Origin of the sequence: Pseudoalteromonas lipolytica (genome assembly GCF_003515105.1) — a bacterium.
GTDB lineage: Bacteria > Pseudomonadota > Gammaproteobacteria > Enterobacterales > Alteromonadaceae > Pseudoalteromonas > Pseudoalteromonas lipolytica.
The window spans coordinates 670,342-695,159 of sequence record NZ_CP032091.1 but is presented as its reverse complement, the minus strand read 5'-3'; the positions used below and the strand labels follow the sequence as shown (position 1 = coordinate 695,159).

The window sequence follows — 24,818 nt, the reverse complement described above, 5'->3', positions numbered from 1 at the left end:
ATCTCATGGCGTTAATATGAGGTAGTCATTGTTTTCTGAGATATTTAGTGAGTACATTTGACTCAACATATCTACAACTTGGTCTGTATCATCTAGACGAAAGCGACCTGCTACTTTCTGGTTCATTAGCTGCGTTGTTTTTAGAATTATTTTCTTTTTACTATATCTATTTAAATGCTCAATCAAATATGCCAAGTTTTGATCTGATATTTCAATCCACCCTGAACGCCAATCAACGATGTTTGCTAGATCAACTTTACTTATCTCACTCGTTAATTCAGCTTCAATACGAACCCTCTCACCTGCTTTTACGAGCGTGTGACGACCATTTACTCTGTTCTTCACTTCAACGATGCCTTCGTACACCGTTAATTCAGCAAAAGACGGGTGTGTATCGACATTAAATTGGGTTCCTACAGCTTTTATCTCACCAAAATCAGTCGACACAATAAAGGGCCGGTTTTTATCTTTTGCAACAGAAAAATAGGCTTGCCCGTCTTGGAGTAGAAGCTCTCTAGTTGATGACGAGTACGCAACTTTAATTGCGCCCGATGTTTGCAATTCTAATTGGCTTCCATCTGAAAGTTTATATGTTACAGACTGATTTTTAGCCGTTAATAAATAAGCTTCTGGCGTTTGCTGACTGGGGTAAAAAAATACGGCAAAGCACAATACAATAGCACTACAAAATGAGGCGACTAGCATACCAAATTGATATTTAGGTTTTGCTTTTATTGCCTTCAACTGTTTAAAAGCAATTTCAATATCAGGGTCTTGCCATGTTGCTAACATAGATTCAAAAATCTGCCTATTCTGTGGTGTTAAATCAAGCCACTTTATAAACCGGCGTTTTTGTAAATCATCGAGTTTTCCATCTGCGAGCGTATCAATCCACAATGCGGCTTCTTGGTACACATGCTCATTCATTTTTTGAGTGTCTTTTATTGGCATTTACTTTATCTTTTCATCTAGGTAGCGCTGAATATCAACCATTGCTCTTGATATATGACGTGTCACGGTTTCTGATGAGATATTCAGTTGATTCGCGATAGACTCTCTACTTTCTCCGTGTAACCTTCTTAATTCAAAAACACGCCGGCGCTGCTCTGGCATTCTCTCTAATGCTTGATAAATTAACTCTAGCTTTTGTGTTCTTTGTAAATTTAGCTCTGGATTTGTTTGAGTTGTTGAAAGTTCTTCAATTCCATCATCATTATGTGGTGTTCGTTGAGACAAAAGATTTTTAGCAATGCTGATAGCATAAGCAATAGGATTAGAGATAGGGCTTTTTTTAGCCTGCTCTAGCACACGAACAACTGATTCTTGATAAATATCCGCCGCTTCATCTGAGCATTGTGCTCTTCGAGATAAGTACCTTCGTAATTGACTACTTTCTGAAAGAGACTGCTGCTCACGTGGCTCTTCAACTTCAGGCATTTTGATTACACTTTTGGGATTTGTTTGCGACAATACAACAGCATTATTACAATTGTATTGTCGATTATAGTTCTGCATTTTCATAAGTTACTTTATGTACACAGGGTTGCTATAAAACCATAAGTCATCCCAAGGATTTTCACCTTTTAGATCAACTTCTGGTTCTAATTCGTTGAGAAGATTAGTTCCTCTAACCCTGATATAACCTTTTTTCGTTCCCATGGGTAAAGTAAAAGACATCACCTGATAATCGCCTTGCTCTTTCCAGTCTTTAGGATAAAAGCGCTTCACTACTTTTGTAGTTGGATTAATGTTCTGCTTAATAAACTTTTTATCCTTTAATACCTCACCATAAATTAGATCTACTCTTGCTACAGAGGGGGAGTCACCATTAAAGTTTTTTTGTTTTGGAGTTTTAAATGCAATGTTTACGACAAGAGGAGCTGAGTTATTATTCGTTAGTGACTCTCCAATTTGTGCCTTTTGTTCACCTTGTGAAACAGAGACAAATAAGCTATCGATGAGATCACCTGTAGTTATAAACACATTTCCTGCTCTAAATGCCTCTAATACGCTAGCGTAATCTTTTTTAGCATACACATAGGTTTTCGCATATTCTCCTGGCCAAAAGTCTGTGCGCCCTTCAGTGTAATGTGCATGGCTATCAGAAACAGCTGTGACACTCCACTTGCGCCCCTCACCCAATAAACTATCCCAAACACCCCCTACAATCGCCGACATTTGATCTGTTCCACCATGGGTTGGGTAGCCATAATATTCAGCACGTTCGGCTGTGGGATCATTTGAACCATCAGGGTTAATACTTGCAGCCTGATGACCTGGAATTGCAGTCATACCGGTAATAACATCCGGTGCAGCATCTTGCCATTGACGCATCTTTTCAGGTGTTACTTTAGTAAACACATTTAGTTTTGGTGCTTGTCGTGAGGGGTGATTAACTGCCAATATGGGCTTGGGTGACATTGTTTGCATATACTCAAGCGCTTTGAGCATAAACGCTTGCGTACCTCTTAAATACTCATGAGGTGATACTTCTCGACGATTAAATTTACTTTCAATTTCGAAAAGTTGTTCAGCCTCTTTTTCACTCTTTGGAATAATTAAACTGCCATGACGAGCAGATGGCATGTCAAACTCCATACCATAAAACTGTAATACCTGCGGAACAGCCTTTCTTGAATCTAGCAATTCTGGGTAAGCCTGCTCTAAATTCAGTTTACTGTGCCCGGGGCCACCATGGTCTGTCGTCACCATCCAATCTAAACCATGCATTTTCGCCATCGTCGCATTGAGCGCAGTAAAATAATGTGCGTCGCCAAAGAGAATTGGAGTCGGAGGGCTTGTTTCTAAGTTCCACTTTGCACTGTACTTACCGTGGATGTGATGATCACCGGCTAGCCAAGTCCTGTCTCCTTCAGGGATGATAAATTCTTCATTCTGGCTTTGAGGAGAATGAGTTGAACAGCCAGAAATAAAAGTTACAAAAAAAAGCGTATATCGATTAATCATTATAAAAATCTCAGCAAAGCCACAAAACAGGTGTTTTGTGGCTTTTAAATAAAGTTAAAATTCAGCTGTTAAGCCGAGCATATAAGTACGTCCACTTGTCGTCGTGTTATACGCTCTGTCATGTGAGTCGCTATAAAACTCTTCGCGCTCATCAGTTAAATTAATACCTTCAAGGCTTAACTTTACACTGTCTGTTAACTGATAAAATGCTGAAAAATCAATATATGTTGTACTATGGAAGCCACTTTCATCTTGATCACCACTTGATGACGCTCCTGCAATATAAGGACTACGATAAGCAGCTGAAACGCGCGCTCCCCATGAGTCAACTTCGTAATAAAGAGTAAAGTTATAACTATTTTTTGAGAGGCCTGTGAATGGCTTAGTTTGGTTATTACCTTCAACCCCGTAAATGTCACGATACATAGCTTCACCATCGGCATAGGTATAATTTGCGACGATACCCAAGTTGTTAAATGGTGCACTTAAAAAATCAAAGTCTCTAGAGAATGCAATTTCAGCGCCTTTGATTTTTGATGAATCCATATTTTCAGGCCGTTGTAAGTAAAATATACTGTCCATCGACTTATCCGCAGGTAGCAGTTCTGCGGGTAAACCTAAAGATGAATACACAACTTCCGTTGTTGTACTTACAATAAAGTTATCAATGTCTTTGTAGTAAAAAGCAGCTGATGCGTAGCCAACATCTTCGAAGTACCATTCAAACGAGGTATCAAAGCTCACTGACTCGAACGGCTCTAGTTCAGGATTACCCATATTCACGCTAGTAATCGCCTCACCGGAGGTTTGAGACACTGTCGCGTTATAACTTAACGAGCCCAGTGAAGGACGAGTGATATTCTTACTGGCAGAAAAGCGCCATAAAATATCTTCATCTAGCTCATAAACCATGTTTAAGGTAGGTAATATATCTGAGTAGTTTCGCGTTGACTCAATATCGATACCATTTGAGATACCCGACGCTTTAATTTCTGTATCAAAGTAACGCAGGCCAGCACTAACATGTAAAGGCTTACCTGCTATAGAACTTTCAAATTGATACTCAGCATAAGCAGCCTGGGTTGTTTCACTTACTGGAGATTTGTCATTTTCAGTTAGCATTGAGGCGTCGATTCGATAGTTAGATAAACCATAAAAATCTAGTAATGCACTTAAATCGCCTTGTACCCATTGATGATCAGGATGCTGAGTAAATACGTTTACAAGGTTATCGTCTAAAGTAAGAATACCTGTATTTTGATTCGCAATATTTTGCGCGTTACTTTGCGTAAGTTGGTAGGCACTGTTTTCAAACTTTTTATAATTTAACCCGAACTTCACTGTGCCGGAGTCACCTACTAAATAAGTGAAATCAACTTTAGCTGTATCAAAATCATTTGTTATGTAGTCTTCTTGAAGGTAAATATCTTTTATCTCGAACTGATCACGGCTTGTCGTATTAAAATCCGGCGAGTAGCTAAGGCCATAAAATCTGTCTTGGGTAAAATCAGTAATAATGTCAACTTTACCTTTTGCATGAATATTAGACTTTTGAACTCGTGGTTGATCAAAATCTGAAGAACTCGTTCCAACGAGTGCCATCATGCTTAGGTCATCATTTAAGGACCAATCCAAAGTTAGCGTATATTGATCAAATACAGATTCGTTATATCGTGCTGAATTTTCATTACGCCACGTTGCATCTGCGTAACTCGCATAGATGACTTCCTTTTGCCCATCATTATCAATCCACTCTAAATCTTTAACTGTTTTATTATCTTTTACCGCAGAGTGATGCTCATTTTGCTCGTTTTCTAATTTCGCATGTAATACATCAAGCGTTAAACTTACGTCATCACTTGGCTTAAATTGAAGTGCGGCCGTAACACCTAATCTTTTTTGATTATTGTTCCATAAAGAGTATCTATGACCTCTTGGGAACCAAAGCTCTGTAGAATCCAATTCAGCTTGAAGTTCAGTGTTACTTTCATCTGCCGTTATTTTTCCACCTTCTTTACGCCAACGAGTTGTATTTGTACCGAACTCAGTTGTTGAGCGCTCGCTGTAAGCAACAGAAGCTAATGCACCGAAATTCCCCCAAGTATTAGAAAGCAAGCCTGCAAAACGCGGGTCAGTTTCTTCGCTATTATCGTTATAACCGCCTTTAACTGAAATTGCCCCCTTGGCACCGTCATAATCAAATGGTTTGGCTGAATACAAACCAACAGTTCCGCCGATCCCCCCTTCTTCTTGATCAGCAGAAAATGTTTTATTCACGTCGATACGGTTGAACAGTTCTGCTGCGAATACATTAAAGTCAAAACCACGTGTTCGACTTACTCCGCCTTTAGCATCCATAGGAGATGATGATGTTCCCATTGCCTCCATGCCATTGACTTGTACGCGAGTGAAATCTGGGCCGAGACCACGCAAAGAAATTTGTCTTCCCTCACCGGCTTCACGTGTAATAGTCACACCTGGTACACGTTGCAGCGCATCTGCTAAATTCAAATCTGGAAAATCTGCGATATCCTCAGCCAAAATAGAATCTCGAGCAATCATTGCCTCTCTTTTCATATCTTTTGCTTTGATAAGAGAGCGTCTGAAAGAGGAAACTTCAATCACTTCCATATCTTTTATTTGCTCATCAGCTTGTGCAGCTACTTGGGGAGTAATACTTAACGCCGATAAAATAGCGCTTGAAATAATGCTTTTCTTTAATAGAGTGTCCATAAAAATTCCGTGTTACTGGTTAAATAGTTAAATGGCAGAACACTCTTAAAGAGCTTTTTTTTTCAAAAAGCAGACAATTTTTATGATGAAGAATTTATTACAGAGGCTGTTTTCTATGAAGATTACATATAGCGAAAACACATACCCTCCTAAAGTGAGCTTTAAGAAGGCGAACTTACAAAGGGATTAATTAATATTTATTTCTTTTATATCAGTTAGTTGATATTTAAAATAATACTATCACGTAGTATAAATTCCAAAAAGATTATAGTTTCATTGCCAATGACATAAGAAAGCATATTTATTTTACTCTATTCCAAAATAGAGCTTACAAGAGTAATGTCGAGAGAGATAACTGTAGGCTCCCCTACATGAACCAGGAAGTTGGTATATTTATAGCTTTAAAGCGCTAATCTATCTATTTTTAAAACAACGGCTTCGTTCATGCATATTCAGTGCTTAGCTACTACAGCAGCAGGAGTGAAAATTTATCATTTTCTGGCCTACACAGTTTTTAGGCACATTGGTGCCTAAAGACTGGTTCTAAACTGCCCGACGGCCTCAACAACTTCCTTAGCCCCTTTTTGAATATCATTAATAACAGAGCCTGATTGATTTGATAACTCCAAGGCATCTTTGGCCTCAGCTAAACTCGACTCAATTTCGGTTACTGCATCTTGAGTAAGCGCTTTATTCTCAGACACGACGTTGATTATTTGCTCTGTGGCCAAACTCGTTCTTGATGCCAGTTGCCTAACTTCATCTGCAACAACGGAGAAACCTCGTCCTTGGTCACCCGCCCTCGCGGCTTCGATAGCAGCGTTTAATGCCAGCAAATTAGTTTGATCAGCAATACCTTTAATACTTTCGACTAATTGAGCAATCTTAGACGACTGTACGTCGAGGTTATTAACACTTTCGCTGGCTACTTCGAGTTTCTTTGATAAGTTATTCACTGTAACAATTGTTTGCTTTACGACACCTAACCCTATTTCAGCGTCGGCATCTGTTCGTTTAGAAATGTCATAAGCAATACCAGCCGTTTCAGATATTGCAAATTCTCTTTGCATCTGGTCGGTTATTACTGTTGCAAACTTTACGACTTTATAGAGTTCTCCATCATCGTTATGAATTGGATTATACGAGGCTTCTAACCATACTTCGTTACCGTAACTATCTATTCTTTTAAAACGATCAGAAATAAACCGTCCGTGTTTTAATTCAGACCAAAACTGTTTATAAGCGTTTGATTTAGCTTCTTCAGGGTCGCAAAACATACTGTGGTGTTTACCCAATATTTGGCTTTTGGAGTAACCCATAGAGGTCAGAAAGTTATCATTGGCGTTTAAAATAATACCGTCTAAGCTGAATTCGATAACCGCAGATGAACGACTCAAAGCCGCAAGCATATCTTCTTTTTCTCTTGATTGAGAAATAGTGCGCGTAAGCTCCGCTGAGTAAACAGCTAACTCATTATTAATTGGTTGTACAATACTTCTAAGCCATAACTCACGCCCAGACTGCGTTACGAGGTGCAAAGCGCCATGCCAATGGCTCACTTTTTTTATGGCTGAAAGCATTCTTTGCGAGTGAGGTTTTTTGAGCGACTTTTTAACAATCAGGTCATTGAAATTTAAACCAACAAGCTCACTTTCTTTGTATTCTATCGCGGTTGCAAATTGTTGATTAACTTCGAGAATACGGCCATCTTTGCTTAGCAAAAAGTACAGCATTTCCTCTTTCAATTCTTGCTTTATATTTTCAAACTCAACTGTTTGCTTTTTTAATTCAGCAATTTCAGACAGCAACTTGCGATTAGTGAACCACATAAACTGGTTTCCTTTAGGTTACATACGCTAAAAGTAGAGCACTCAAAATCAAGTGTCTAGGAAGATTACGTTTTTTGCCAATAACTGTATTTAATAAAGGTAAGGCATGACTACATAAATGGTCGGGTGAAATGAGGTTATACGTGTAAAACACGACCCCATGTGATTAACGCTGTTTTATACATTGAGAGATTAATTAACTTTAACGATTAATAAAAGTGCTATACGAAGAACTGGAGTGTTTTGATCACTACTGATTAAAACTGTCTAAAATATAACTGTTCACAGTAACAAGCTGGGTTTTTGAGACTATTTCAAAACGAATATCCGCTTACCATCTCACTAAGCTAAGGGCTTTAATAAAAAGGAACACCGCATGAGTAAAGCCGGAACAGAGCAGCAGCTAATCATTGAGGGCGCAGGCTGCGCCAGTTGCGTAGGGAAAATTGAAGCAGCACTGCAAAATACACCTGGCGTGAACAGCGCAGAGATGAATTTTGCAGACCGAACCGTACTCGTCAGTGGGACAGCCAATACCCAAGACCTAGTTAAAGCCATTGAATCTGCTGGATACAATGCCAAACCGTTCAATGACAGTTCGCACGCAGACTCCCTTGATGAAAAAGAAGCAGCCGATTGGGCATATTATAAAAAGCTGATGCGCGACACCATTATCGCACTCTCATTGGGTGTGCCTCTTATGATCTATGGTATTGCTATTGGCGAGATGACCGTAGCAACCAATACTGAGCGGCTCGCGTGGTTAATTGTTGGTCTTTTAACGCTTGCGGTTATGTTTTTCTCTGGTAAACATTTTTATATTGGCGCATGGAAAAGCTTTAAAAATCATTCTGCCAATATGGATACCCTCATTGCACTGGGCACTGGTACCGCATGTGTCTACTCAATGCTGGTTGTCTTTATTCCCGATGCTATTCCGCTAATGGCAAGGCATGTATATTTTGAAGCCACCGCCATGATTATTGGCTTAATCAATCTTGGTTTAGCGTTAGAGCTAAAAGCACGAGGAAAAACCTCAGAAGCAATCAAACGCTTAATCGGCTTACAGGCCAAAACCGCCACTGTTGTTAGGGATAACAAAGACGTTCAAATAAATATCGACCAAGTGTTGCTCAATGACATTATCAAAGTCAGACCGGGTGAGAAAATCCCCGTTGATGGTGAAGTAATCGAAGGCCACACCAGCATTGATGAATCAATGCTAACAGGCGAACCCATGCCTGTTGAAAAATCAGAAAAAGACGACGTCACCGCGGGTACGCTCAATAAATCTGGCATGATCCTATTTAAAGCAACACGGGTAGGAAAAGACACCGCGCTTGCACAAATTATTGCGATGGTAAAACGTGCCCAAAACTCAAAACCCCCAATAGGGCGACTAGCCGATGTTATATCTGCGTATTTTGTGCCGGTTGTCATGATTATATCTATCGTCAGTGCACTAGCATGGTTAAACTTTGGCCCTGAGCCCACTCTTGCCTTTGCAATTGTGTCTGCGACAACGGTGCTTATCATCGCGTGTCCGTGTGCGTTAGGACTTGCTACGCCAATGTCGGTTATGGTCGGTGTGGGCAAAGCAGCTGAGGCTGGTGTTCTTATTCGAAATGGTGAAGCACTGCAAACAGCTTCCAAAATTACAGCCATGATTTTAGATAAAACGGGCACCATTACCGAAGGCTCCCCCAAAGTCACTGACGTTATTTTAGCAAATGAGAGTGATGAAAAAACCATATTACAGCTAGCAGCCAGTTTAGAAAGTGGCTCAGAGCACCCTCTTGCGCAAGCAATTGTCGAAAGTGCCATGGAGCAAGAAATCGAGCTGCTGAAAATAGACGCCTTTAACGCAATTACTGGCTATGGTGTCGAAGCCACGTGTAATGGTAAGTCGCTGCTATTTGGCAATAGTAAATTAATGAAAATGAAAGAAATTGAACTCTCTGACTTCACAACGAAAGCACAGGCCTTAGCGAAAGAAGCAAAAACGCCAATGTATTTTGCTGTTGATGGGCAGCTAGCCGCAATTATCGCGGTAGCGGACCCGATGAAGTCTGATTCACTTTCTGCAATCAAGCGTCTTCAAGCCAATGGTATCCGCGTTATTATGCTTACTGGCGATAATAAAGAAACTGCCTCGGCGATAGCAAAAAAAGCACAAATTACTGAATTCTTTGCTGACGTTCTACCTGAAGACAAAGCCAATAAAGTGCGCGAACTCCAACAACAAGGCAAAATTGTCGGTATGACAGGCGATGGGATCAATGATGCCCCCGCGCTTGCCCTCGCCGATGTTGGTTTTGCGATTGGAACAGGCACTGATGTTGCCATTGAAAGTGCCGACATCACACTCATGCGAGGCTCTCTTCATGGCTTAGCTGATGCCATTGCAGTGAGCAAAGCCACGTTACGCAATATAAAGCAAAACCTATTTGGTGCATTTATCTATAACGTGGCAGGTATTCCAGTGGCGGCAGGTATTCTGTATCCATTTTTTGGTCTACTGCTGAGCCCTGTTATCGCGGGTGCTGCGATGGCTTTTTCTTCGCTTACCGTGGTGACGAATGCAAACAGGCTTCGTTTATTTAAAGCACAAGATCACTAAGGAGCCACATTATGATGATTATTAACTTTATAGGTCTTTCACTCATCGCGCTGATCATTTGGTGGTTTTGGCTTTATAAACCAAACAACGTTGTTGCAACTAGTACCGACGTACTCATTGAGGTAAAAGAAGGGGTTTATTCGCCTGCTTCTCTACAAGTTACAGCTAACCACGCAATAACCTTATCTTTTTTGCGAAAAGATCCGTCACCTTGCTCCGAAACACTGCTCATTCCCTCCTTAGATATAAGTGAGCAACTGACCCTAAACAAAGTGACAAAAATACACCTGCAAAATATCCCACCGGGAGAACATGTTTTTCACTGCCAAATGCAAATGTACAAAGGTGTTATCACTGCAGTCGAATGAGATTGTGAAGTGAAAATAAAACAGCTTGGAGAGATTATTATGAGTGATTTAGAACATAGAGTCGGCGTAAAAGAAGCAAACTTAGTCGTTCGCAATCTGCGGCTGTGTAAAGTGACAGATGAAAATTGTGATGCACTCATTGAAGAGATTGATAGGCTCTTTGGCATCGATGAAGTGAGCTACAATATTCGTGAAAACGTAATACACTTGGCCTATGACGCAACCCACCTAAACTTAGAAGGGATCGAAACCGTTATTCGCAAACGCGGTGCCGATCTTCACAATGACTGGTGGACACACACCAAAGAAAGTTACTACAAAAAAGTTACTACCAATTTGTCGATCAAAATATAAAAGATAACGTCACTCACAAACCCTGGAGTTGCCATGCAACCCCACCAAATAGGCACAATAAACATAAAGAGTAAGGTTTCCCCATGACAGGAAACCTGTGAGTACTTTACATGTTGTTAAATGAGTAACCGTTACTAATTAAGTAAGCCTTAATCTGGTCTGTCAAATTCGAAAACGGGGTTTAATCACATCTGACCGTCGCAAATGTGCAAAAAGCGAACCTTCAGTCATAACTCGTTTCTGCCCCGAAATGAGTTTCGAGAGTCAAGACGGTAGATTATTTAATTATTAAGCCGTTCACACATCTTTTAATTGAATGATCAGTTGATTCTCTTTTAGTACATTAGGCATATTCTTTATTTTATGAGTTTTTGCAATGTCCCGAAGTCAACGCCTTCTAGATCTTCTTCAACTACTACGACGCTATAAATACCCAATCTCAGCTGAGAAACTGGCTAGTCAGCTTAATGTAAGTGTTAGGACTATCTATCGTGATATTGTCACTTTACAAGCTCAAGGAGCAGATCTCGAAGGAGAAGCTGGTCTGGGTTATATCTTAAAGCCGAGCTTTGATTTACCACCTATGATGTTTAGCTTTGAAGAGCTTGAAGCCCTCAGATTAGGGGCAGAATGGGTGGCGAAGCAAGCTAACGGAGAATTTAGCGAGGCTGCCATTGATGCGCTTGCTAAAATCTCAGCAGTGTTACCTTCTGAGCACAGAGCTAAGCGTACTGAGAGTGTCGTTAGAGTTGCTTCAGCTCTCAAAGTTCGGAAGCTAATGATCTCGCTAACAGAGTTGAAAGCAACAATTCAAAAAGCGCATAAAGCTGAAATTGTTTATGAAGATGCCAAAGGGGTTATCAGAAAAAGGGTTGTGTGGCCAATACTTATAGGTATGTTTGAGCAATACAACATTTTGGTTGCATGGTGCGAAACACGAAGCGATTACCGTAACTTCCGGCTGGATAAAATTAACTCTTTTTCTCAACTTAATTCTCGATACGAACGTTCTCGCAATGAATTGCTAACTGAATGGGAGGCTTTAGAGGGAATCGAACATAAGCATTTTTTCTACTGACAAAAACTGTCAGTGCTTTTGTTTATACTTAATTTAGTATTCAACAAATGAAGGTCTATTAATATGTTCGCTATTGACTCTATAGTTCTTTACGTAGAAAACATCAAACTTAGCATGGCTTTTTATGAGGAAGTATTTGAATGTCAGCCAAAGCTCTTATCGCCAACTTTTGCAGTATTAGAGTTTGCTGAAAATTTGAAGATTACTCTAAAACAAGTTAATGCACTTACACCAAGTAGCTCAGTTAGAGGCGGTGGTACCGAACTTTCAATCCCTGCAACGAGCCGCGCCGATCTAAATAACTTGTTCAAGCAGTGGAAGCAACTAGGTGTGGAATTTGCTCAGGAACGCGAAGAGTCTGTATATGGCGTTAACTTTGTTGCATTAGACCCAGATAGACACCGCTTAAGAGTGTTTGCGTAACGGCACCTTATTTTTTAAGCCGCATCTTTGCTGGCACACTTTTGTCCATCGAAGAGTTATGAATATAACTCGCCTTTGCCCCAAGACGTGTTTAGGCCAATTTCTCAAAAAAGCGAACTTCGGTCGTTCACAATTGCTTCTCAATTTCGTCAAAGTATATTGCTTGTGTAGTCAGGAAAACGACCCAATCGCTCGTTTTTGTAATGAAACAGAAGCTAGAACCACTGCATTTTAGTAGTATTGGCAATTAGTCAAGAAGTTTGTTGCAAATGAGTTATTCAGAAAAATGAGCGACGTTGTGGCAGAAAAATGTGCGATTAGCTCGCTATAAAACGTTATTTTTCAAAAGTTTAGCTATGTGGAATCAAACTGATAATGGAGAAACCATCGGAACAATAGGTTCTGAAAGTGGTGAGGTAATTAAGGATATGGAGCATTCCAAAGGTGCTCGCCTAACTTTGGAAAAAGGCGGTGATATTGCACCATACTCCATAACAAGTGGAGTGTACGGTTACTTCTTCCATACAACTTACTTATCAACTCTAGAAGAGGGTATAAGCGAATTAGAATCAATGAAAGCTGAAATATCTGAGTTCTTTGATACTAAAACAACAAGTGATGAAGAGCATGATTGGATTAGGGAGTTTGTTGGTAGGCATTGAAAACTAACAAGTTTCTCAAAAGGACGTAAAACGCTTGGCTTGTGCTCCTTCGTCGCTAATTTTAGCCAAGCATTTTACGCCCATTAGCAAGGCGTTGGTATCTTCGCTTTTGTGAGATATTACGATTATGAATAAATTAGAAACTATAGCGAAATTACTAGAGAAGCATGGCCTTTCACACATATTAGGCAGTCCTTTTGATAACGCTTTTGACGTCTTTGATAACAAAAAAGAAGATATCAATCTCATCTTGTTGGGCACTAATGGGAACATGACCGATGCGATAAAAACCAATGTAGAGTGGGTGAAAGAGAGAGCTAGAAATCCACAATACAGTCACCTTTTATCTGGTGATTGGGGAGTATCGCCTTTGCGAAAAGAGCTAATCAAGCTCCCTGATGTCCTTAATGAGTGCTTTGGAAATTCTAAGTTTTCAGTGTCAAATATGATTTTAACTAATGGGCTTTTGTTGGCATCCAACGGTGTTGGTGATATCAAAAATCAATTTGAGATATTAAGAAGTGAAACGGACACGTTTACTAATTTGAAAGGCTTACTTAATGCATCAATGGGTTTTTTTGATGACTTCGTAGTGAAAAATTCTAGCCCTAAAGTAATTTTCGCCTATGGTAATGCCGACCAGGGGCATTCAGCGTGGAAGTATTTGCGAGATTATTATCCGAGGTTGAAAGAAACTGTGATTGTTCCTATCAATTCGACTAGCTATAAATTTTGTTCACTAGATATGCATGGAGACGAGGTGTTTGTTATTGGCTCTCCGCATCCTTGTTTTCATTACAACAAACTAAGCAAAGATTTAATCAAAGAGGGACTTGAGCAGATTGGTGCTATACCACACGTATAACAATGCGTTTAAGACAGATTCGCAACGCTCGGCATTTTCGGTTTGCTTTGAATTTAGTGATTACGGCACAATGGGCTAAGTCTGGTGGTAAGCGTTGCTCACTACTTAACGCGGCGTTACCAAGGCCTTTCTTTTATACAAAGCCGTCCTTAGGCTCTGACTAATGTATGTCCAAAAGTGAGTTATTGTCTCTTGAACGCTCACTTGAGACTTTTGTACTCTAAAGTTCAGTCACTTACTTTTTAATAGGTCACATACTTGCAATATGCCTCACTGCCTTCATCTTCCTATATTTGATATTACAGTAGCAGTTCAATCCCAGTATAAATAAGAACCAAATTGAGGATACGTTTTCTGTCACTTTTTGGCTTATTTATTTTCTATGCATGAAGTGAAAACAAGGTAAAAACATCATTTTCAATAAAAAATATTGAAATGTATTGCTCCCCACCTCTCCACTGTATACCTGAAAGTAGCCCCACAACACTTATCTAAATTAAGGTCATGTTTATTGATAGATGAATTGCACAGCAAGTTATCAGAGTGGCTCATTTATATTACACGCTGATGGCTTTCAGCTATTCAAAATCATGATTGGACTTCACATCTAACAATTCGCCAGTCTTAGCTATCTTAAAGAAGATATTTTTCTCATTTTGGTTATTTGCTGCTTTGACAACATAATAGCCCTCTTCAACATGGACTATTGAGAGCTTATCGTTTGCTACCTCTTTCCATGAAGCATCGAGTTTACCAACTTCAAACCCATAATCCTTAAAAGTCATTTTCTTGATTGACTTGGCAGCAATATTCATTGCTTTTTGGTCATTAATAAGGTCATGGCCACTGTGCGCCAACGCCCCAAAACTCACTAATGCAATGCAGATTAACGCTGTTGTAATTAATCGATTCATTACTTTTCTCTCCTGGTTCTTACTTTTACCATGTGTTTAATTATGCCGTTTATTATTTTAAGCCAATCACTTCATATTCACCCTTAACAAGGAGCTGTACGGCAATTGGGTTATCTGTTTTATTTTTCCAGTACCAACCGTGTGAACCGGCAAAGGGAGCGGTGAAGCTTCCTTTCATTTCATTACTAGTGGCAATCGTATAGCTTTCAAAATACCCCGTTGTGTCACCTTCTGGTTCACCATGCAAATCGAAATACAATGACTCACCCTCTGTTAACCATTCATAGGTCATTTTGGCATGTTGGGGCATTGCAAACTTATATTCAACTCCTCTACCTGCAGGAACGATTACTTCAATGATCTGAAATTCATCGGTGCCTTTATTCCCTGTCGGTGATTGATTTGGTTGTGCATCTGTCTCTGCAGCAATCGCAATGCTGGTTAGGCCAAGCTTATGGCCAATACCCGTTGGGTCAATGTTATATTCGGCCGGAAGAATTAAAGTCACCAGAGCAATGGCCGCAACAACCGTTGACGATACGCTCGCTATAATTAAAGTCTTTAAACTCACTGTGTGTTGCATACTCATCTCTTTTTTATGTGTTAACTAACGAAATAACCCGTTAATTGAAAACCAACTAACATCACACCAGCACTCATGAGTGCTGTATTTGTTAAGGTCGAAAAACGTTGGAATGATGGAAAATGTCGCCAAGCATTTATGGCAATTAAAATAAAGATAAGCGCTGCAAATTGCCCCAATTCAACACCAATATTAAACGCGATTAAATTAACTAATAAACCATCCTCTGGTAATTGAAACTCTTGTAACTTCGTCGCTAGTCCAAAACCATGAAACAAGCCAAAAATCAGCACCGCTGCTTTTGTATTGGGTTGCCAGTTAAAGCAGCGTTTAAACCCACCTAGGTTATCAAACCCTTTGTAAATAACAGAAAAACCGATAATCGCATCAATTAAGTAAGCATTAACGTTAATATCACCCAGTACACCGAGCAAAAGCGTAGTACTGTGACCAAGAGTGAACATCGTCACATAGAGCAACACATCTTTACTGCGATATAAAAAGAAAATCACACCGACTAAAAATAATAAATGGTCATAGCCTGTGATCATATGTTTTGCACCAATATACAAAAACGGGACAAATTGTATTCCCTGATTTTGCTCTAAAAATGCACGGGTGTTGTCATCTACACCATGTGCTAACACATCAATACTGACGAGCCCAAGCACCGCAATCAAAAAGAGTAAGCTCATTTTTAATAGCTTATTTTGCATTCCAACTTCCTGTACATCTAATTCTTTCAAGTAATACGCCTTTCAATTTTTATCACATGTTATAAAACGCAGATAAACCTGCTTGGCCAACTAAACTGTTATCTATACTTAAGTGGTTTTACATTAATTGCAACGTTTGATTTACGTTTTCTCCTTTATAACGTTATCTTCATCATTTGCAGTAATGACTGTTAATTCAACCGACTTAGAAATAATTTCCTTCATCAAACAAAAGTTCAGCACTCCTTAATCGTGCAAAAAAAAAGTCGCTTTTGATGGTTCTTCTACACAAAGCCTGCTATTTTTTAATCAGTTAGTATCTAAAAAATATACATCACCACATTTACTGCGAGGAGTGCTCAAAATGTGTGCACGGATTTCACTTATATCTACAACTATTTCAATCGCTTTAGCCTGCTCTTTGCCGTTAGCTTTTTCTGCAAAAGCCGAACAAAAACCTAACAATGCCAAGGTCTACCCATTAAAAGAAGCGTTCTTCGGTGAGCAGCATGTCCATACAGGTGTGTCGATGGATGCGTTTATTGCGGGTAATAGACTAACGCCTGATGACGCCTATCGCTTTGCTAAAGGCGAAGAAATGATGGTGAATGGCAGTCTCCACAAAATAAAACGACCACTTGATTTTGTTGCTGTTACAGATCACTCAGAGTTTATGGGAGAAGCCTTTAGCCTAATGAATGAAGGGGCACCTGGTTACGACCACGAAATAGCCGTTGCTTTTCGTGAAGCTCCAGATTTAGAAACGGCATTAAAACTTTATAATAAGTACGTATTAGCCCCATTAGCAGGCGGTGGAGAACCTCACTCTGCATTTTTTCAAGGCCAAGAAGCCATTAAATCTACATGGCAAAAAAATATAGAAGCCACTGAAAAGCATTATCAACCAGGTAAATTCACTACCATACATGCCTACGAGTGGACATCTGCTCCTGGGGGGGCTAACCAACATCGCAATGTTTTCTTTAGAGATAACAATGTCCCTGATATGCCTTTTTCATCAAACGAAGGGGCCGATCCTGAGCAGCTATGGGCATGGATGCAAACACAACGCGACAGTGGCAAAAAAGTGTTCGCAATACCACATAACTCAAATGAATCGAAAGGCTTATTATTTGCTGAAGCAAGTCTTTCAGGCGTACCCGTAAACAAAGAATATGCTGAAAAACGGGCCAGTATGGAGCCACTCATTGAAATGATGCAAGTTAAGGGTAATTCAGAAGTTATACCCAACTTTTGGCCCAATGACGAATTTGCAGACTTTGAAAATGCAGTGTCAATTCAAAAGTTTAATGGTCGTGCGTTCATAAAAGAAAACTATGTGCGTTATGGACTAGGACGCGGCATTAAATACCATGCAGAGCTTGGAGTTAACCCTTTTAAATATGGGTTTGTTGGCGGAACAGACAGCCATAATGGCACACCAAGTAACGTTGAAGAAGACAATTACGCTGTCGGTAGTCATGGCTATGCCGACCAAACAGCCGATGTACGTTCTAAGGCAATGCTTGAAGGCGAAATGCTGATTGCAGACTCCAGTCCTGGCGCGTTGACTGCTGTGTGGGCTAATTCAAATACGCGCAGTGCGATTTGGGATTCAATGCAAGCAAAAGAAACCTTTGCCACCAGCGGCCCACGTATGAAAGTCCGTTTTTTTGCAGGCCAAGGGTTCAATAAAAGTTACAAAAATTACACCGACCTTGTAAAAGATGGTTATGAAAAGGGCGTGCCGATGGGCGGCGACTACAAAGGTAAAAAAGCCCCTGAGTTTTTAGTATGGGCAATCAAAGATCCTATTGGCCCAAACTTAGATCGTATCCAGATTATTAAAGGGTGGTACGAAAACGGTGAAATGAAAGACCACGTTTATGACGTTGTAGCCTCGGGAGATCGCCTAAAAGCAGATGGAAGTGTTACCCCTATTGATGCCCCTATAAATCTTAAAACGGGTGAATTCAATCAAGTAAAAGGGGCTGTTGAACTTATGTCAGTATGGACAGACCCTAACTGGGACCCAAATCAAGAAGCATTTTATTATGTGCGTGTTTTGCAACTGCCAACAGCACGTTGGACGTTATATGACGAAATAAATGCCGGTGTTAAATACCCAGATGATGTAAAACGTCAAATTGTAGAACGCGCATGGGCCTCACCTATTTGGTACGAAGTAGAGTAAGTATAATTAATGATTAAACGTATTTTAAAAGAGCCTATTACTCATTTTCTGGTATTAGGCTCACTCTTATTTGCAGCATGGAATTACCTTGCACCTTCGCAAGAATCAGAAAACAATGAGTATGTAATAGTGGTCGATCAAGCTAAGTTTGATCACCTAAAAACCCTTTGGAAAGCGCAGTGGAAACATGAACCTTCGAATGAGGATATTGCTGCCATTCTTGAGCGACATATTCGCAAAGAGGTATTTTACCGTGAAGCGTTAACCATGGGTCTTGATCAAAGTGATGAAATAATTCGTACGCGACTTGCACAGAAAATGGAAGCAGTTGCCAGCGATCTCAGCAATTTAATGCAGCTCCCTTCTGAGCAACAGCTTAAAGAGTTTCATCAAGCTCGCCCAGAACTGTTTACCATTGCGCAATCATTCGCGTTTGAGCAAGTTATATTAATGCCACAAGAGGCTCAAGAGCCAAAACTGAGTGAAATTCGCGCCCAGCTAATAGCAAATCCAAATACACTAAACAGTTTTGAGAATCGCCGTTCAGTGCCTAACAACTGGCCACTCATGCCTGAAAACACCCTCAAGAATGCATTTGGAGGCACCTTTGTTGAGCAACTCGCTAAGCAGCCAGCAGAGCAATGGGTTGGGCCCATTGAGTCTGGTTTTGGTTTGCACCTCGTTAAAATTGCCAATAATACCCCCGAACATTTAGCCCCTTTCAGTGATATTAAAGACTATGTTTTAGAGCAGTATAAATACTATGCAGTCATCGACTCACAGCAAAAAATGTTCGAAACGTTGCTTAAAAAGTATCGCGTTCGATTGGAAGCTGACACCATTCCGACGGAAATAGAGCAAGAGTTTGCCGCATTATGAGAATGAAAGTATTTTGTTTTGCCTTGCTATTAATATGGGGAAGTTCAGGGTTTGCACATGAAATTCGCCCCGCGTATTTACAAATTAATCAAGTGACTGAACACGAGTATAATTTACTTTGGAAAGTACCCACTAACAATAACTTAGTGCAGAATATACGCCCTGTTTTCGAGCCTCAGTTTTCACTTTCTCCATTACCGAATCACATGGTAATAAATGGATTTGTATTGTTTCAATATCGGTTAACTGCCGATACAGAACTTGCAGGAACAACACTGACAATTGAAAACCTAAACCGCACCACTATCGATACTTTAATCAACATAAAATTGTTGAACGGGAGTCAATATAGTTTATTAATGAAGCCGAATGAAAATACGCTTTCGATTCCAAGCGAAGGCAGTATTTGGCAAATCATCATCTCTTATACAAAACTCGGAATTGAGCATATTTTAGAGGGCTGGGATCACCTGGCATTTGTTGCAGCACTGATGTTAATTGTTAGAGGCTGGGTCACGTTATTTAAAACAATCACCGCGTTTACATTAGCACATTCAATCACGCTCGGTTTAGCAACATTTGGTTATGTATCACTGCCACCTCCTCCCGTTGAGGCACTCATAGCATTGAGTATTTTACTGATTGCAGCTGAATCAATACGTATTAGACACAATCAACACAGCCTAACAACAAAATGGCCTTGGTTAGTCGCATTTATATTTGGTTTATTGCATGGCTTTGGTTTTGCGGGAGCACTAAAAGATATTGGCTTACCACAAGTCGATGTGCCTGCAGCTCTCTTGTTTTTTAACTTAGGGGTTGAGCTTGGCCAATTGTTTTTCATTACCGCTATTTTAGGCACCGTTGCCATTACTAAGCACCTTATTAAAGTGCCAAAACCCGCGGCTACGTTTGCGGCATACGGTATTGGTAGCCTTGCCTGTTTTTGGCTTATTGAGCGTATTGAAGGTATGTTTTTTTAATCGTGTTTAACGTAAGGCATGTTATTTGCCACTCTCTCAGCGAGAATAAATAAAATGCCTTACAAGCACCCATCAATCATTATTCACGGTGGTTAAAACTTTGTGGCTTACCTAATAGATAACCTTGGAAAAACTGACACCCTAAACGTTTTAAGTATTGAAATTGCTCTTCTGATTCAACCCCCTCGGCTATCACATTTTTTCCTAAGCTTGTCGCTAAGGTGAGAATCGCTTTCACAACCGACTCGTCTTCGGAGCTAATCAGCATTTTATCGATGAATGACTTATCGATTTTTAACGTATCAATCGGAAACCGCGTTAAGTAGCTAAGCGAAGAATAACCGGTTCCAAAATCATCTAAAGAGAGGTTGATACCCAAGTTTTTTAGATCCTTCATTCGCTTTATGAGCATCTCGGTGCCCATTAAAATAACCCCTTCGGTTAACTCTAGTTTTAACCGTGAAGGTTGTATTGAAAATCGATTAATTGTCTCAAGCACTTGCGGAACAAAGTTAGGGTCTTGAAATTGCAGCGCGCTGACGTTAACAGCCACACTTAAATTAGGGTTTGAATACGCATCATTTTTGCTCATTTCTTCACACACTTGCTCAAGAACCCACTGCCCTATTTGATTAATTTGTTTTGTTTCTTCTGCTATAGGTATAAAAACATCTGGTGAAACGCTCCCTAATTTAGGGCTATCCCATCGCAGTAATGCTTCATAACCAATGAGTTCTTTGCTGGTGTTATGAATAGGTTGATACACAACGTTTAACTCTTTTTTGGCAATGGCATTGATCAACCCTTGGTTTATTTCATTTCGCTCTAAAATAGATGCTTGTAATTTCGGGTCATAAAAACTAATCATATTTCGCCCTCGCTCCTTAGAGTGATACATCGCAATATCAGCCTGCTTCAGTGCCTCTGACAATTCAAAGTCGCATGCATTAATGATTGTGAGGCCAATGCTAGGTGTTGTATGAACTTCATACCCATCAAGGTAAAAAACGCGCGAAATCGTTTCACGTATGTTTTGCGCAAAGCTATCCACAGAATGAAAGTCACCATCTTTTATGCACGTAGGATCATCCAGTAAAATAACGAATTCATCGCCCCCTAATCTGGCAATTAAATTAGGCGATAAAACAATACTTTCTAAACGGCGCGAGACTTCTTTTAACAGTAAGTCACCAATACTGTGCCCTAAAGTGTCATTGATCATTTTAAAGTTATCTAAATCAATCAGCAGTAAGGCGTAACTGTGGCCTTGGGTATGATGCTTTGATTTAGCCAATGACTTTGCTTTGTCGATAAGATGACGTCGGTTAGGTAAATTAGTTAACTCGTCATACATTGCTAAGCGATGAACATTTTGTTCTGCAAGTTTACGATCGGTAATATCAGCTCTAATAGCAATGTACTTATACGGCTTGTTATTTTCATCAATAAAAGGAACGACGGTTGAGTTAACCCAATATAAGCTGCCATCTTTGGCACGGTTACAGACTTCTCCTGACCACACTTGACCACTGCGAATTGTTTGCCACATAGTTTTAAAAAAGCGCGGGGGATGCGTCCCAGAATTGACTAACGCATGGGTTTTTCCGATAAGCTCTGCAGCAGAAAATTGCGATATGTTGCAAAACTTTTCATTCACACTCGTGATTACTCCCTTGCTATTGGTGGTCGCGACAATCGCATGCTGATCAAGGGCCTTTTTTAGTTCTGCTCGACTTCTATTGAGCTCTTCATTTTCTTTTTCGGCGAGCTTCATTTCGGTCATGTTTTCAATCAAACATAACAGGCTAATTACTTTTTCTGACTTATCATTTTCTGGGATCACATTAACATCAAGAAACAACGTTTCCTCATCGAGCCCTTTGAGGTTTATCGAAAACTTAACTTGTTCTCCCTTTAATGCCGTCCTTAAAAAAGGCAATACTTTATCGATAACATCGGGAGGGAAAACATCATGAATATACTTACCCTGAGTCGGTGTACGTAAATAAAAGTAGGTTTTTAGCGCATTCTGATTGTAATAACTCAACTTAAAATCAGCGCTCAATCTGAGCACACCTATGTTCATATTATCTAAGATTGTTTTCAGCTCATTTTTCTTTTTAGATGCATACAGCTCAGCCTTGTTCACCATTGAATAAGGATATAAAACCCCCTCAATAAATACGCTTTTATAGATAAATAACGCACCACATAACTTCACCAAATGCGCAATGACAAGGTAGGTATCAGACAGGGTTTGATACTGGGTAACCAACAATGAAAACAACGCCATACAAACTGATGATAATGCAAAATGAAGGTACCTTTTTTCACCATCTACGTTATGTTTCTTGTAAAACAAATAAGCCACGACGACATAACCAATTAATAGAACATTTTCTAAGGTTATTTTTACAATGGACACACCTTCGCCATAAATAAAGAGAGACGGTAGGTTATAAGCAAACAAGGTGCCGAACGCGATTAAAATAACTGAAACAATTAACCCACAGCTTAGCCATACCATTTTCCTGCCATGAAAAGTCAGTGAGGCCGCAATGGCTGCAAACGTCAGTAATTCAAACATTCGCGCAGCTAAAGAAAAGAAAATCGACTTTTGACTTGAGCTGGGTGTAATAAACGCTGGCATACCAGCAAACGAAATCGCGTTCATGTAGTCCATCATTAGGACAATACTAAATCCGAATATGATGATATTCGTTTGTTCTGCATAGCGGCCATCAAGACGCTGAAATTCAAGCAGTACCACTGATGAGAAAACAAAAACTGACAATAGCTCCGTTGTTAAATGCAGTATTTCTGTATTTTTTTGTGAAAATATATCGATACTTTCAAGCACAAAAAAGCATATTAAAGCCCCAATAATTAAGCTCGAAAACAAAACAAAATAATGGTTATTTACACCCTGACACTTAAAACCCGCTTTAGAGATGTACATTGTCTATTCTCCTTGCCAAATTACAGCAAATATAGGCGTAGCTAAAGCGTCTTCATCATGCTTACTTTGAGCAACAGCATGACTTTTTAAAACGTTTAAATTCAAGGTTTTTAATTGCTTTTTCATCGTATAAAGCACAGTTTTTGAAAACTCAAAGCAGCATAAAAAATTAAAATCTTTACCAATTAACGGTTCTTCATCAACACCTACTTTTTGTGAAAGAAACAGTGAACTATTTAAAGTCGAGAGTATTTTTTCTAAATTATTTATTGGTAAATCACTTCGCATGATATCTGTTCCATTTACAGTCTTTTAATGGATTTAAAAATTAAATGCACAACATTTACTGGCTCATTTAAAAATGCCAGTTCAATATAAAGGGTTTTATTTAGCTAGATTAAAAATAGAGGCGTGTTATATAAACCACAGACATTTAGCTATATTAACTTTGTCAACAATTGATTTTTCAACTGTGTGGCTATCAGCTAACTCAACGGTGCCATTCGCGAGATCTTTATTAACAATAGCCTGCGACCTATCATTTAATTCAACCTTTGCACCTTTTGGATAAAGACGAATAAAGTTAATAAATTTAGTCGTTAATATATGATCAAACTTACCAATTTGAGCGGCGTGATAAACTTTCTCAATCGCTTCTACACGTGAGAACTTTTCGCGATAATGACGCTGTGAAGTTAAAGCAACGTATGTATCAATAATACGAATTATGCGTGCTTCAAGGGGGATTTCGGGTTTTATTAGGCCATGAGGGTAACCAGAGCCATCACAATTTTCATGGTGGCACTTGATAATCTTGATCACACTGTCTTCAATGCCGCGGCTTTGCAACTCGCGGCAGCCCAACACAACGTGCTCATGAACACTGTCAATTGCTTTCGCGCTTAACTGCTTACTTTGCTTGTAATCAGGCGGGATCAAAGACATGCCAATGTCTTTTAAGAATGCTGACTTTGCAAAAGGGATGAGTTTGTCTTTTCTTAATTTTATTTCTTTTGAGAATAAAGTAATTAACACCAATAACCGCACAGACTCTCGAAATGATTGGGAGTCTTCGCTAATTTTTTCGTATATTAAATCCAGACGACTGGCATCATTAAGCACAAATAAAACAATATTTGTAACGGCTTGAGTTATCGCCTTGTTGTTTAATACATCTGATTGGCCACAGTCTTCAAGTGCCACTTTAAGGATTGATAACCCTTTATTCAGCGCACCAACCGATTTGTCTTCAGAGACATATAACGATCCCTCAAATTGCTTGAGTTTGTGCTTATCGCTTTCAGACTTAATTTTAACTTTATTTGTAAAAAAAGGAGTTTTTAGCCAGTGTTCATTGACCCTAACTAACATACCTTTCTTTAATTGATTGGATTGTATTTTTTTCAATCTAAGTAACCTTGTAATAAAAAAACATTAGTTACTCATCGTCTTCCCATTGACAATTCATCCTTTAGTCGTTCTATTTTACTTAAAAAGTTAAATTACATCAATATAAATCAGAAACAAGCTAAGACTATGAATCAAAAAAGATAATTGCAATTTAATTTAAAAAAACACTTTTTATAATACAATACTATACAGTAAATAATTTGATGAAATACCTAATAAAGGTAATTAAACATTAAATTAAACAACCCAAAATAATACCTAATAAAGGTAATTAGTTACTT

20 protein-coding genes and 1 pseudogene are annotated in these 24,818 nt (G+C 39.4%); 10 read left to right on the top strand and 11 right to left on the bottom strand.

The window, feature by feature from the left end; translation table 11 throughout:
• Window positions 1-3 precede the first annotated feature (3 nt).
• The 5 genes from D0907_RS19270 to D0907_RS19250 all read right to left on the bottom strand — a co-directional run bounded on the left by D0907_RS19270 (window position 4) and on the right by D0907_RS19250 (window position 7,529).
• Window positions 4-951, bottom strand: coding sequence for a FecR family protein (locus D0907_RS19270; protein WP_118845126.1), 948 nt, complete (start codon window positions 949-951; stop codon window positions 4-6).
• Window positions 952-1,521, bottom strand: a complete 570-nt coding sequence (locus tag D0907_RS19265) for an RNA polymerase sigma factor (protein WP_118845123.1) — start codon at window positions 1,519-1,521, stop codon at window positions 952-954.
• A gap of 3 nt (window positions 1,522-1,524) precedes the next feature.
• Window positions 1,525-2,967: a CehA/McbA family metallohydrolase domain-containing protein gene (locus D0907_RS19260; RefSeq protein ID WP_208706594.1), complete on the bottom strand. Its 1,443-nt coding sequence runs from the start codon at window positions 2,965-2,967 to the stop codon at window positions 1,525-1,527.
• Window positions 2,968-3,021: 54 nt separating this feature from the next.
• Window positions 3,022-5,700: a TonB-dependent receptor gene (locus tag D0907_RS19255; RefSeq protein WP_074988541.1), complete on the bottom strand. Its 2,679-nt coding sequence runs from the start codon at window positions 5,698-5,700 to the stop codon at window positions 3,022-3,024.
• Window positions 5,701-6,230: 530 nt separating this feature from the next.
• Window positions 6,231-7,529 (bottom strand): methyl-accepting chemotaxis protein, encoded by a 1,299-nt coding sequence (locus D0907_RS19250; protein WP_118845121.1) that lies wholly within the window; start codon window positions 7,527-7,529, stop codon window positions 6,231-6,233.
• A gap of 376 nt (window positions 7,530-7,905) precedes the next feature.
• On the opposite strand from D0907_RS19250, the gene D0907_RS19245 reads away from it, so the two are divergent.
• The 7 genes and pseudogenes from D0907_RS19245 to D0907_RS19215 all read left to right on the top strand — a co-directional run bounded on the left by D0907_RS19245 (window position 7,906) and on the right by D0907_RS19215 (window position 13,899).
• The gene (locus D0907_RS19245; protein WP_118845119.1) at window positions 7,906-10,149 is read left to right on the top strand and encodes a heavy metal translocating P-type ATPase; all 2,244 of its coding nucleotides are present in this window, start codon (window positions 7,906-7,908) and stop codon (window positions 10,147-10,149) included.
• 11 nt (window positions 10,150-10,160) lie between these two features.
• A complete protein-coding gene (locus D0907_RS19240) occupies window positions 10,161-10,517 on the top strand; it encodes a cupredoxin domain-containing protein (protein ID WP_118845117.1) in 357 nt (118 codons plus the stop codon).
• Between the two features lie 39 nt (window positions 10,518-10,556).
• Window positions 10,557-10,945 (top strand): annotated as a pseudogene (locus D0907_RS19235) (cation transporter).
• A 302-nt stretch (window positions 10,946-11,247) separates the two neighbouring features.
• Entirely contained in the window at window positions 11,248-11,949 is a 702-nt protein-coding gene (locus tag D0907_RS19230) for a helix-turn-helix transcriptional regulator (protein ID WP_118845115.1), read from the top strand.
• A 63-nt stretch (window positions 11,950-12,012) separates the two neighbouring features.
• Complete coding sequence (locus tag D0907_RS19225; protein WP_118845113.1) at window positions 12,013-12,372, top strand: VOC family protein; 360 nt, start codon at window positions 12,013-12,015, stop codon at window positions 12,370-12,372.
• Between the two features lie 296 nt (window positions 12,373-12,668).
• Entirely contained in the window at window positions 12,669-13,034 is a 366-nt protein-coding gene (locus D0907_RS19220; RefSeq protein WP_162898076.1) for a hypothetical protein, read from the top strand.
• A 127-nt stretch (window positions 13,035-13,161) separates the two neighbouring features.
• Entirely contained in the window at window positions 13,162-13,899 is a 738-nt protein-coding gene (locus tag D0907_RS19215) for a hypothetical protein (RefSeq protein ID WP_118845108.1), read from the top strand.
• Between the two features lie 578 nt (window positions 13,900-14,477).
• Here the strand turns inward: D0907_RS19215 and D0907_RS19210 are convergent.
• From D0907_RS19210 to D0907_RS19200, 3 genes are read right to left on the bottom strand one after another with little or no spacing between them, the layout of a single operon-like run.
• On the bottom strand, window positions 14,478-14,813 hold the full coding sequence (locus tag D0907_RS19210) for a DUF6488 family protein (protein ID WP_118845106.1): 336 nt from the start codon (window positions 14,811-14,813) through the stop codon (window positions 14,478-14,480).
• Between the two features lie 52 nt (window positions 14,814-14,865).
• On the bottom strand, window positions 14,866-15,396 hold the full coding sequence (locus D0907_RS19205) for a hypothetical protein (protein ID WP_118845104.1): 531 nt from the start codon (window positions 15,394-15,396) through the stop codon (window positions 14,866-14,868).
• 20 nt (window positions 15,397-15,416) lie between these two features.
• Window positions 15,417-16,112 carry a HupE/UreJ family protein gene (locus D0907_RS19200; RefSeq protein ID WP_036972393.1) on the bottom strand — a complete coding sequence of 232 codons (696 nt, stop codon included), beginning with the start codon at window positions 16,110-16,112 and terminating at the stop codon, window positions 15,417-15,419.
• Between the two features lie 364 nt (window positions 16,113-16,476).
• On the opposite strand from D0907_RS19200, the gene D0907_RS19195 reads away from it, so the two are divergent.
• The 3 genes from D0907_RS19195 to D0907_RS19185 are packed head-to-tail and all read left to right on the top strand — an operon-like array spanning window position 16,477 to window position 20,168.
• Window positions 16,477-18,306: a DUF3604 domain-containing protein gene (locus D0907_RS19195; protein WP_118845101.1), complete on the top strand. Its 1,830-nt coding sequence runs from the start codon at window positions 16,477-16,479 to the stop codon at window positions 18,304-18,306.
• Window positions 18,307-18,315: 9 nt separating this feature from the next.
• Window positions 18,316-19,185 carry a peptidyl-prolyl cis-trans isomerase gene (locus D0907_RS19190; protein ID WP_118845099.1) on the top strand — a complete coding sequence of 290 codons (870 nt, stop codon included), beginning with the start codon at window positions 18,316-18,318 and terminating at the stop codon, window positions 19,183-19,185.
• Window positions 19,182-20,168 carry a HupE/UreJ family protein gene (locus D0907_RS19185; protein WP_244223159.1) on the top strand — a complete coding sequence of 329 codons (987 nt, stop codon included), beginning with the start codon at window positions 19,182-19,184 and terminating at the stop codon, window positions 20,166-20,168. The genes D0907_RS19190 and D0907_RS19185 overlap by 4 nt, the downstream gene beginning before the upstream one ends.
• A 79-nt stretch (window positions 20,169-20,247) precedes the next feature.
• Here the strand turns inward: D0907_RS19185 and D0907_RS19180 are convergent, their stop codons facing one another.
• From D0907_RS19180 to D0907_RS19170, 3 genes are all read right to left on the bottom strand, one after another.
• Window positions 20,248-23,127: an EAL domain-containing protein gene (locus D0907_RS19180; protein ID WP_083422858.1), complete on the bottom strand. Its 2,880-nt coding sequence runs from the start codon at window positions 23,125-23,127 to the stop codon at window positions 20,248-20,250.
• A 3-nt stretch (window positions 23,128-23,130) separates the two neighbouring features.
• Window positions 23,131-23,415 (bottom strand): hypothetical protein, encoded by a 285-nt coding sequence (locus tag D0907_RS19175; protein WP_118845094.1) that lies wholly within the window; start codon window positions 23,413-23,415, stop codon window positions 23,131-23,133.
• A 126-nt stretch (window positions 23,416-23,541) separates the two neighbouring features.
• Window positions 23,542-24,498: an HD-GYP domain-containing protein gene (locus D0907_RS19170; protein ID WP_118845092.1), complete on the bottom strand. Its 957-nt coding sequence runs from the start codon at window positions 24,496-24,498 to the stop codon at window positions 23,542-23,544.
• Window positions 24,499-24,818: the final 320 nt, after the last annotated feature.

What these genes read in the sequence shown, in the direction of transcription:
- D0907_RS19210 (WP_118845106.1), bottom strand. Translation starts at nt 14,813, where the DNA reads ATGAATCGATTAATTACAACAGCGTTAATCTGCATTGCATTAGTGAGT.
- D0907_RS19205 (WP_118845104.1), bottom strand. Translation starts at nt 15,396, where the DNA reads ATGCAACACACAGTGAGTTTAAAGACTTTAATTATAGCGAGCGTATCG.
- D0907_RS19245 (WP_118845119.1), top strand. Translation starts at nt 7,906, where the DNA reads ATGAGTAAAGCCGGAACAGAGCAGCAGCTAATCATTGAGGGCGCAGGC.
- D0907_RS19225 (WP_118845113.1), top strand. Translation starts at nt 12,013, where the DNA reads ATGTTCGCTATTGACTCTATAGTTCTTTACGTAGAAAACATCAAACTT.
- D0907_RS19200 (WP_036972393.1), bottom strand. Translation starts at nt 16,112, where the DNA reads ATGCAAAATAAGCTATTAAAAATGAGCTTACTCTTTTTGATTGCGGTG.
- D0907_RS19265 (WP_118845123.1), bottom strand. Translation starts at nt 1,521, where the DNA reads ATGAAAATGCAGAACTATAATCGACAATACAATTGTAATAATGCTGTT.
- D0907_RS19175 (WP_118845094.1), bottom strand. Translation starts at nt 23,415, where the DNA reads ATGCGAAGTGATTTACCAATAAATAATTTAGAAAAAATACTCTCGACT.
- D0907_RS19260 (WP_208706594.1), bottom strand. Translation starts at nt 2,967, where the DNA reads ATGATTAATCGATATACGCTTTTTTTTGTAACTTTTATTTCTGGCTGT.
- D0907_RS19230 (WP_118845115.1), top strand. Translation starts at nt 11,248, where the DNA reads ATGTCCCGAAGTCAACGCCTTCTAGATCTTCTTCAACTACTACGACGC.
- D0907_RS19190 (WP_118845099.1), top strand. Translation starts at nt 18,316, where the DNA reads ATGATTAAACGTATTTTAAAAGAGCCTATTACTCATTTTCTGGTATTA.
- D0907_RS19250 (WP_118845121.1), bottom strand. Translation starts at nt 7,529, where the DNA reads ATGTGGTTCACTAATCGCAAGTTGCTGTCTGAAATTGCTGAATTAAAA.
- D0907_RS19180 (WP_083422858.1), bottom strand. Translation starts at nt 23,127, where the DNA reads ATGTACATCTCTAAAGCGGGTTTTAAGTGTCAGGGTGTAAATAACCAT.
- D0907_RS19255 (WP_074988541.1), bottom strand. Translation starts at nt 5,700, where the DNA reads ATGGACACTCTATTAAAGAAAAGCATTATTTCAAGCGCTATTTTATCG.
- D0907_RS19240 (WP_118845117.1), top strand. Translation starts at nt 10,161, where the DNA reads ATGATGATTATTAACTTTATAGGTCTTTCACTCATCGCGCTGATCATT.
- D0907_RS19215 (WP_118845108.1), top strand. Translation starts at nt 13,162, where the DNA reads ATGAATAAATTAGAAACTATAGCGAAATTACTAGAGAAGCATGGCCTT.
- D0907_RS19185 (WP_244223159.1), top strand. Translation starts at nt 19,182, where the DNA reads ATGAGAATGAAAGTATTTTGTTTTGCCTTGCTATTAATATGGGGAAGT.
- D0907_RS19170 (WP_118845092.1), bottom strand. Translation starts at nt 24,498, where the DNA reads ATGTTAGTTAGGGTCAATGAACACTGGCTAAAAACTCCTTTTTTTACA.
- D0907_RS19270 (WP_118845126.1), bottom strand. Translation starts at nt 951, where the DNA reads ATGCCAATAAAAGACACTCAAAAAATGAATGAGCATGTGTACCAAGAA.
- D0907_RS19195 (WP_118845101.1), top strand. Translation starts at nt 16,477, where the DNA reads ATGTGTGCACGGATTTCACTTATATCTACAACTATTTCAATCGCTTTA.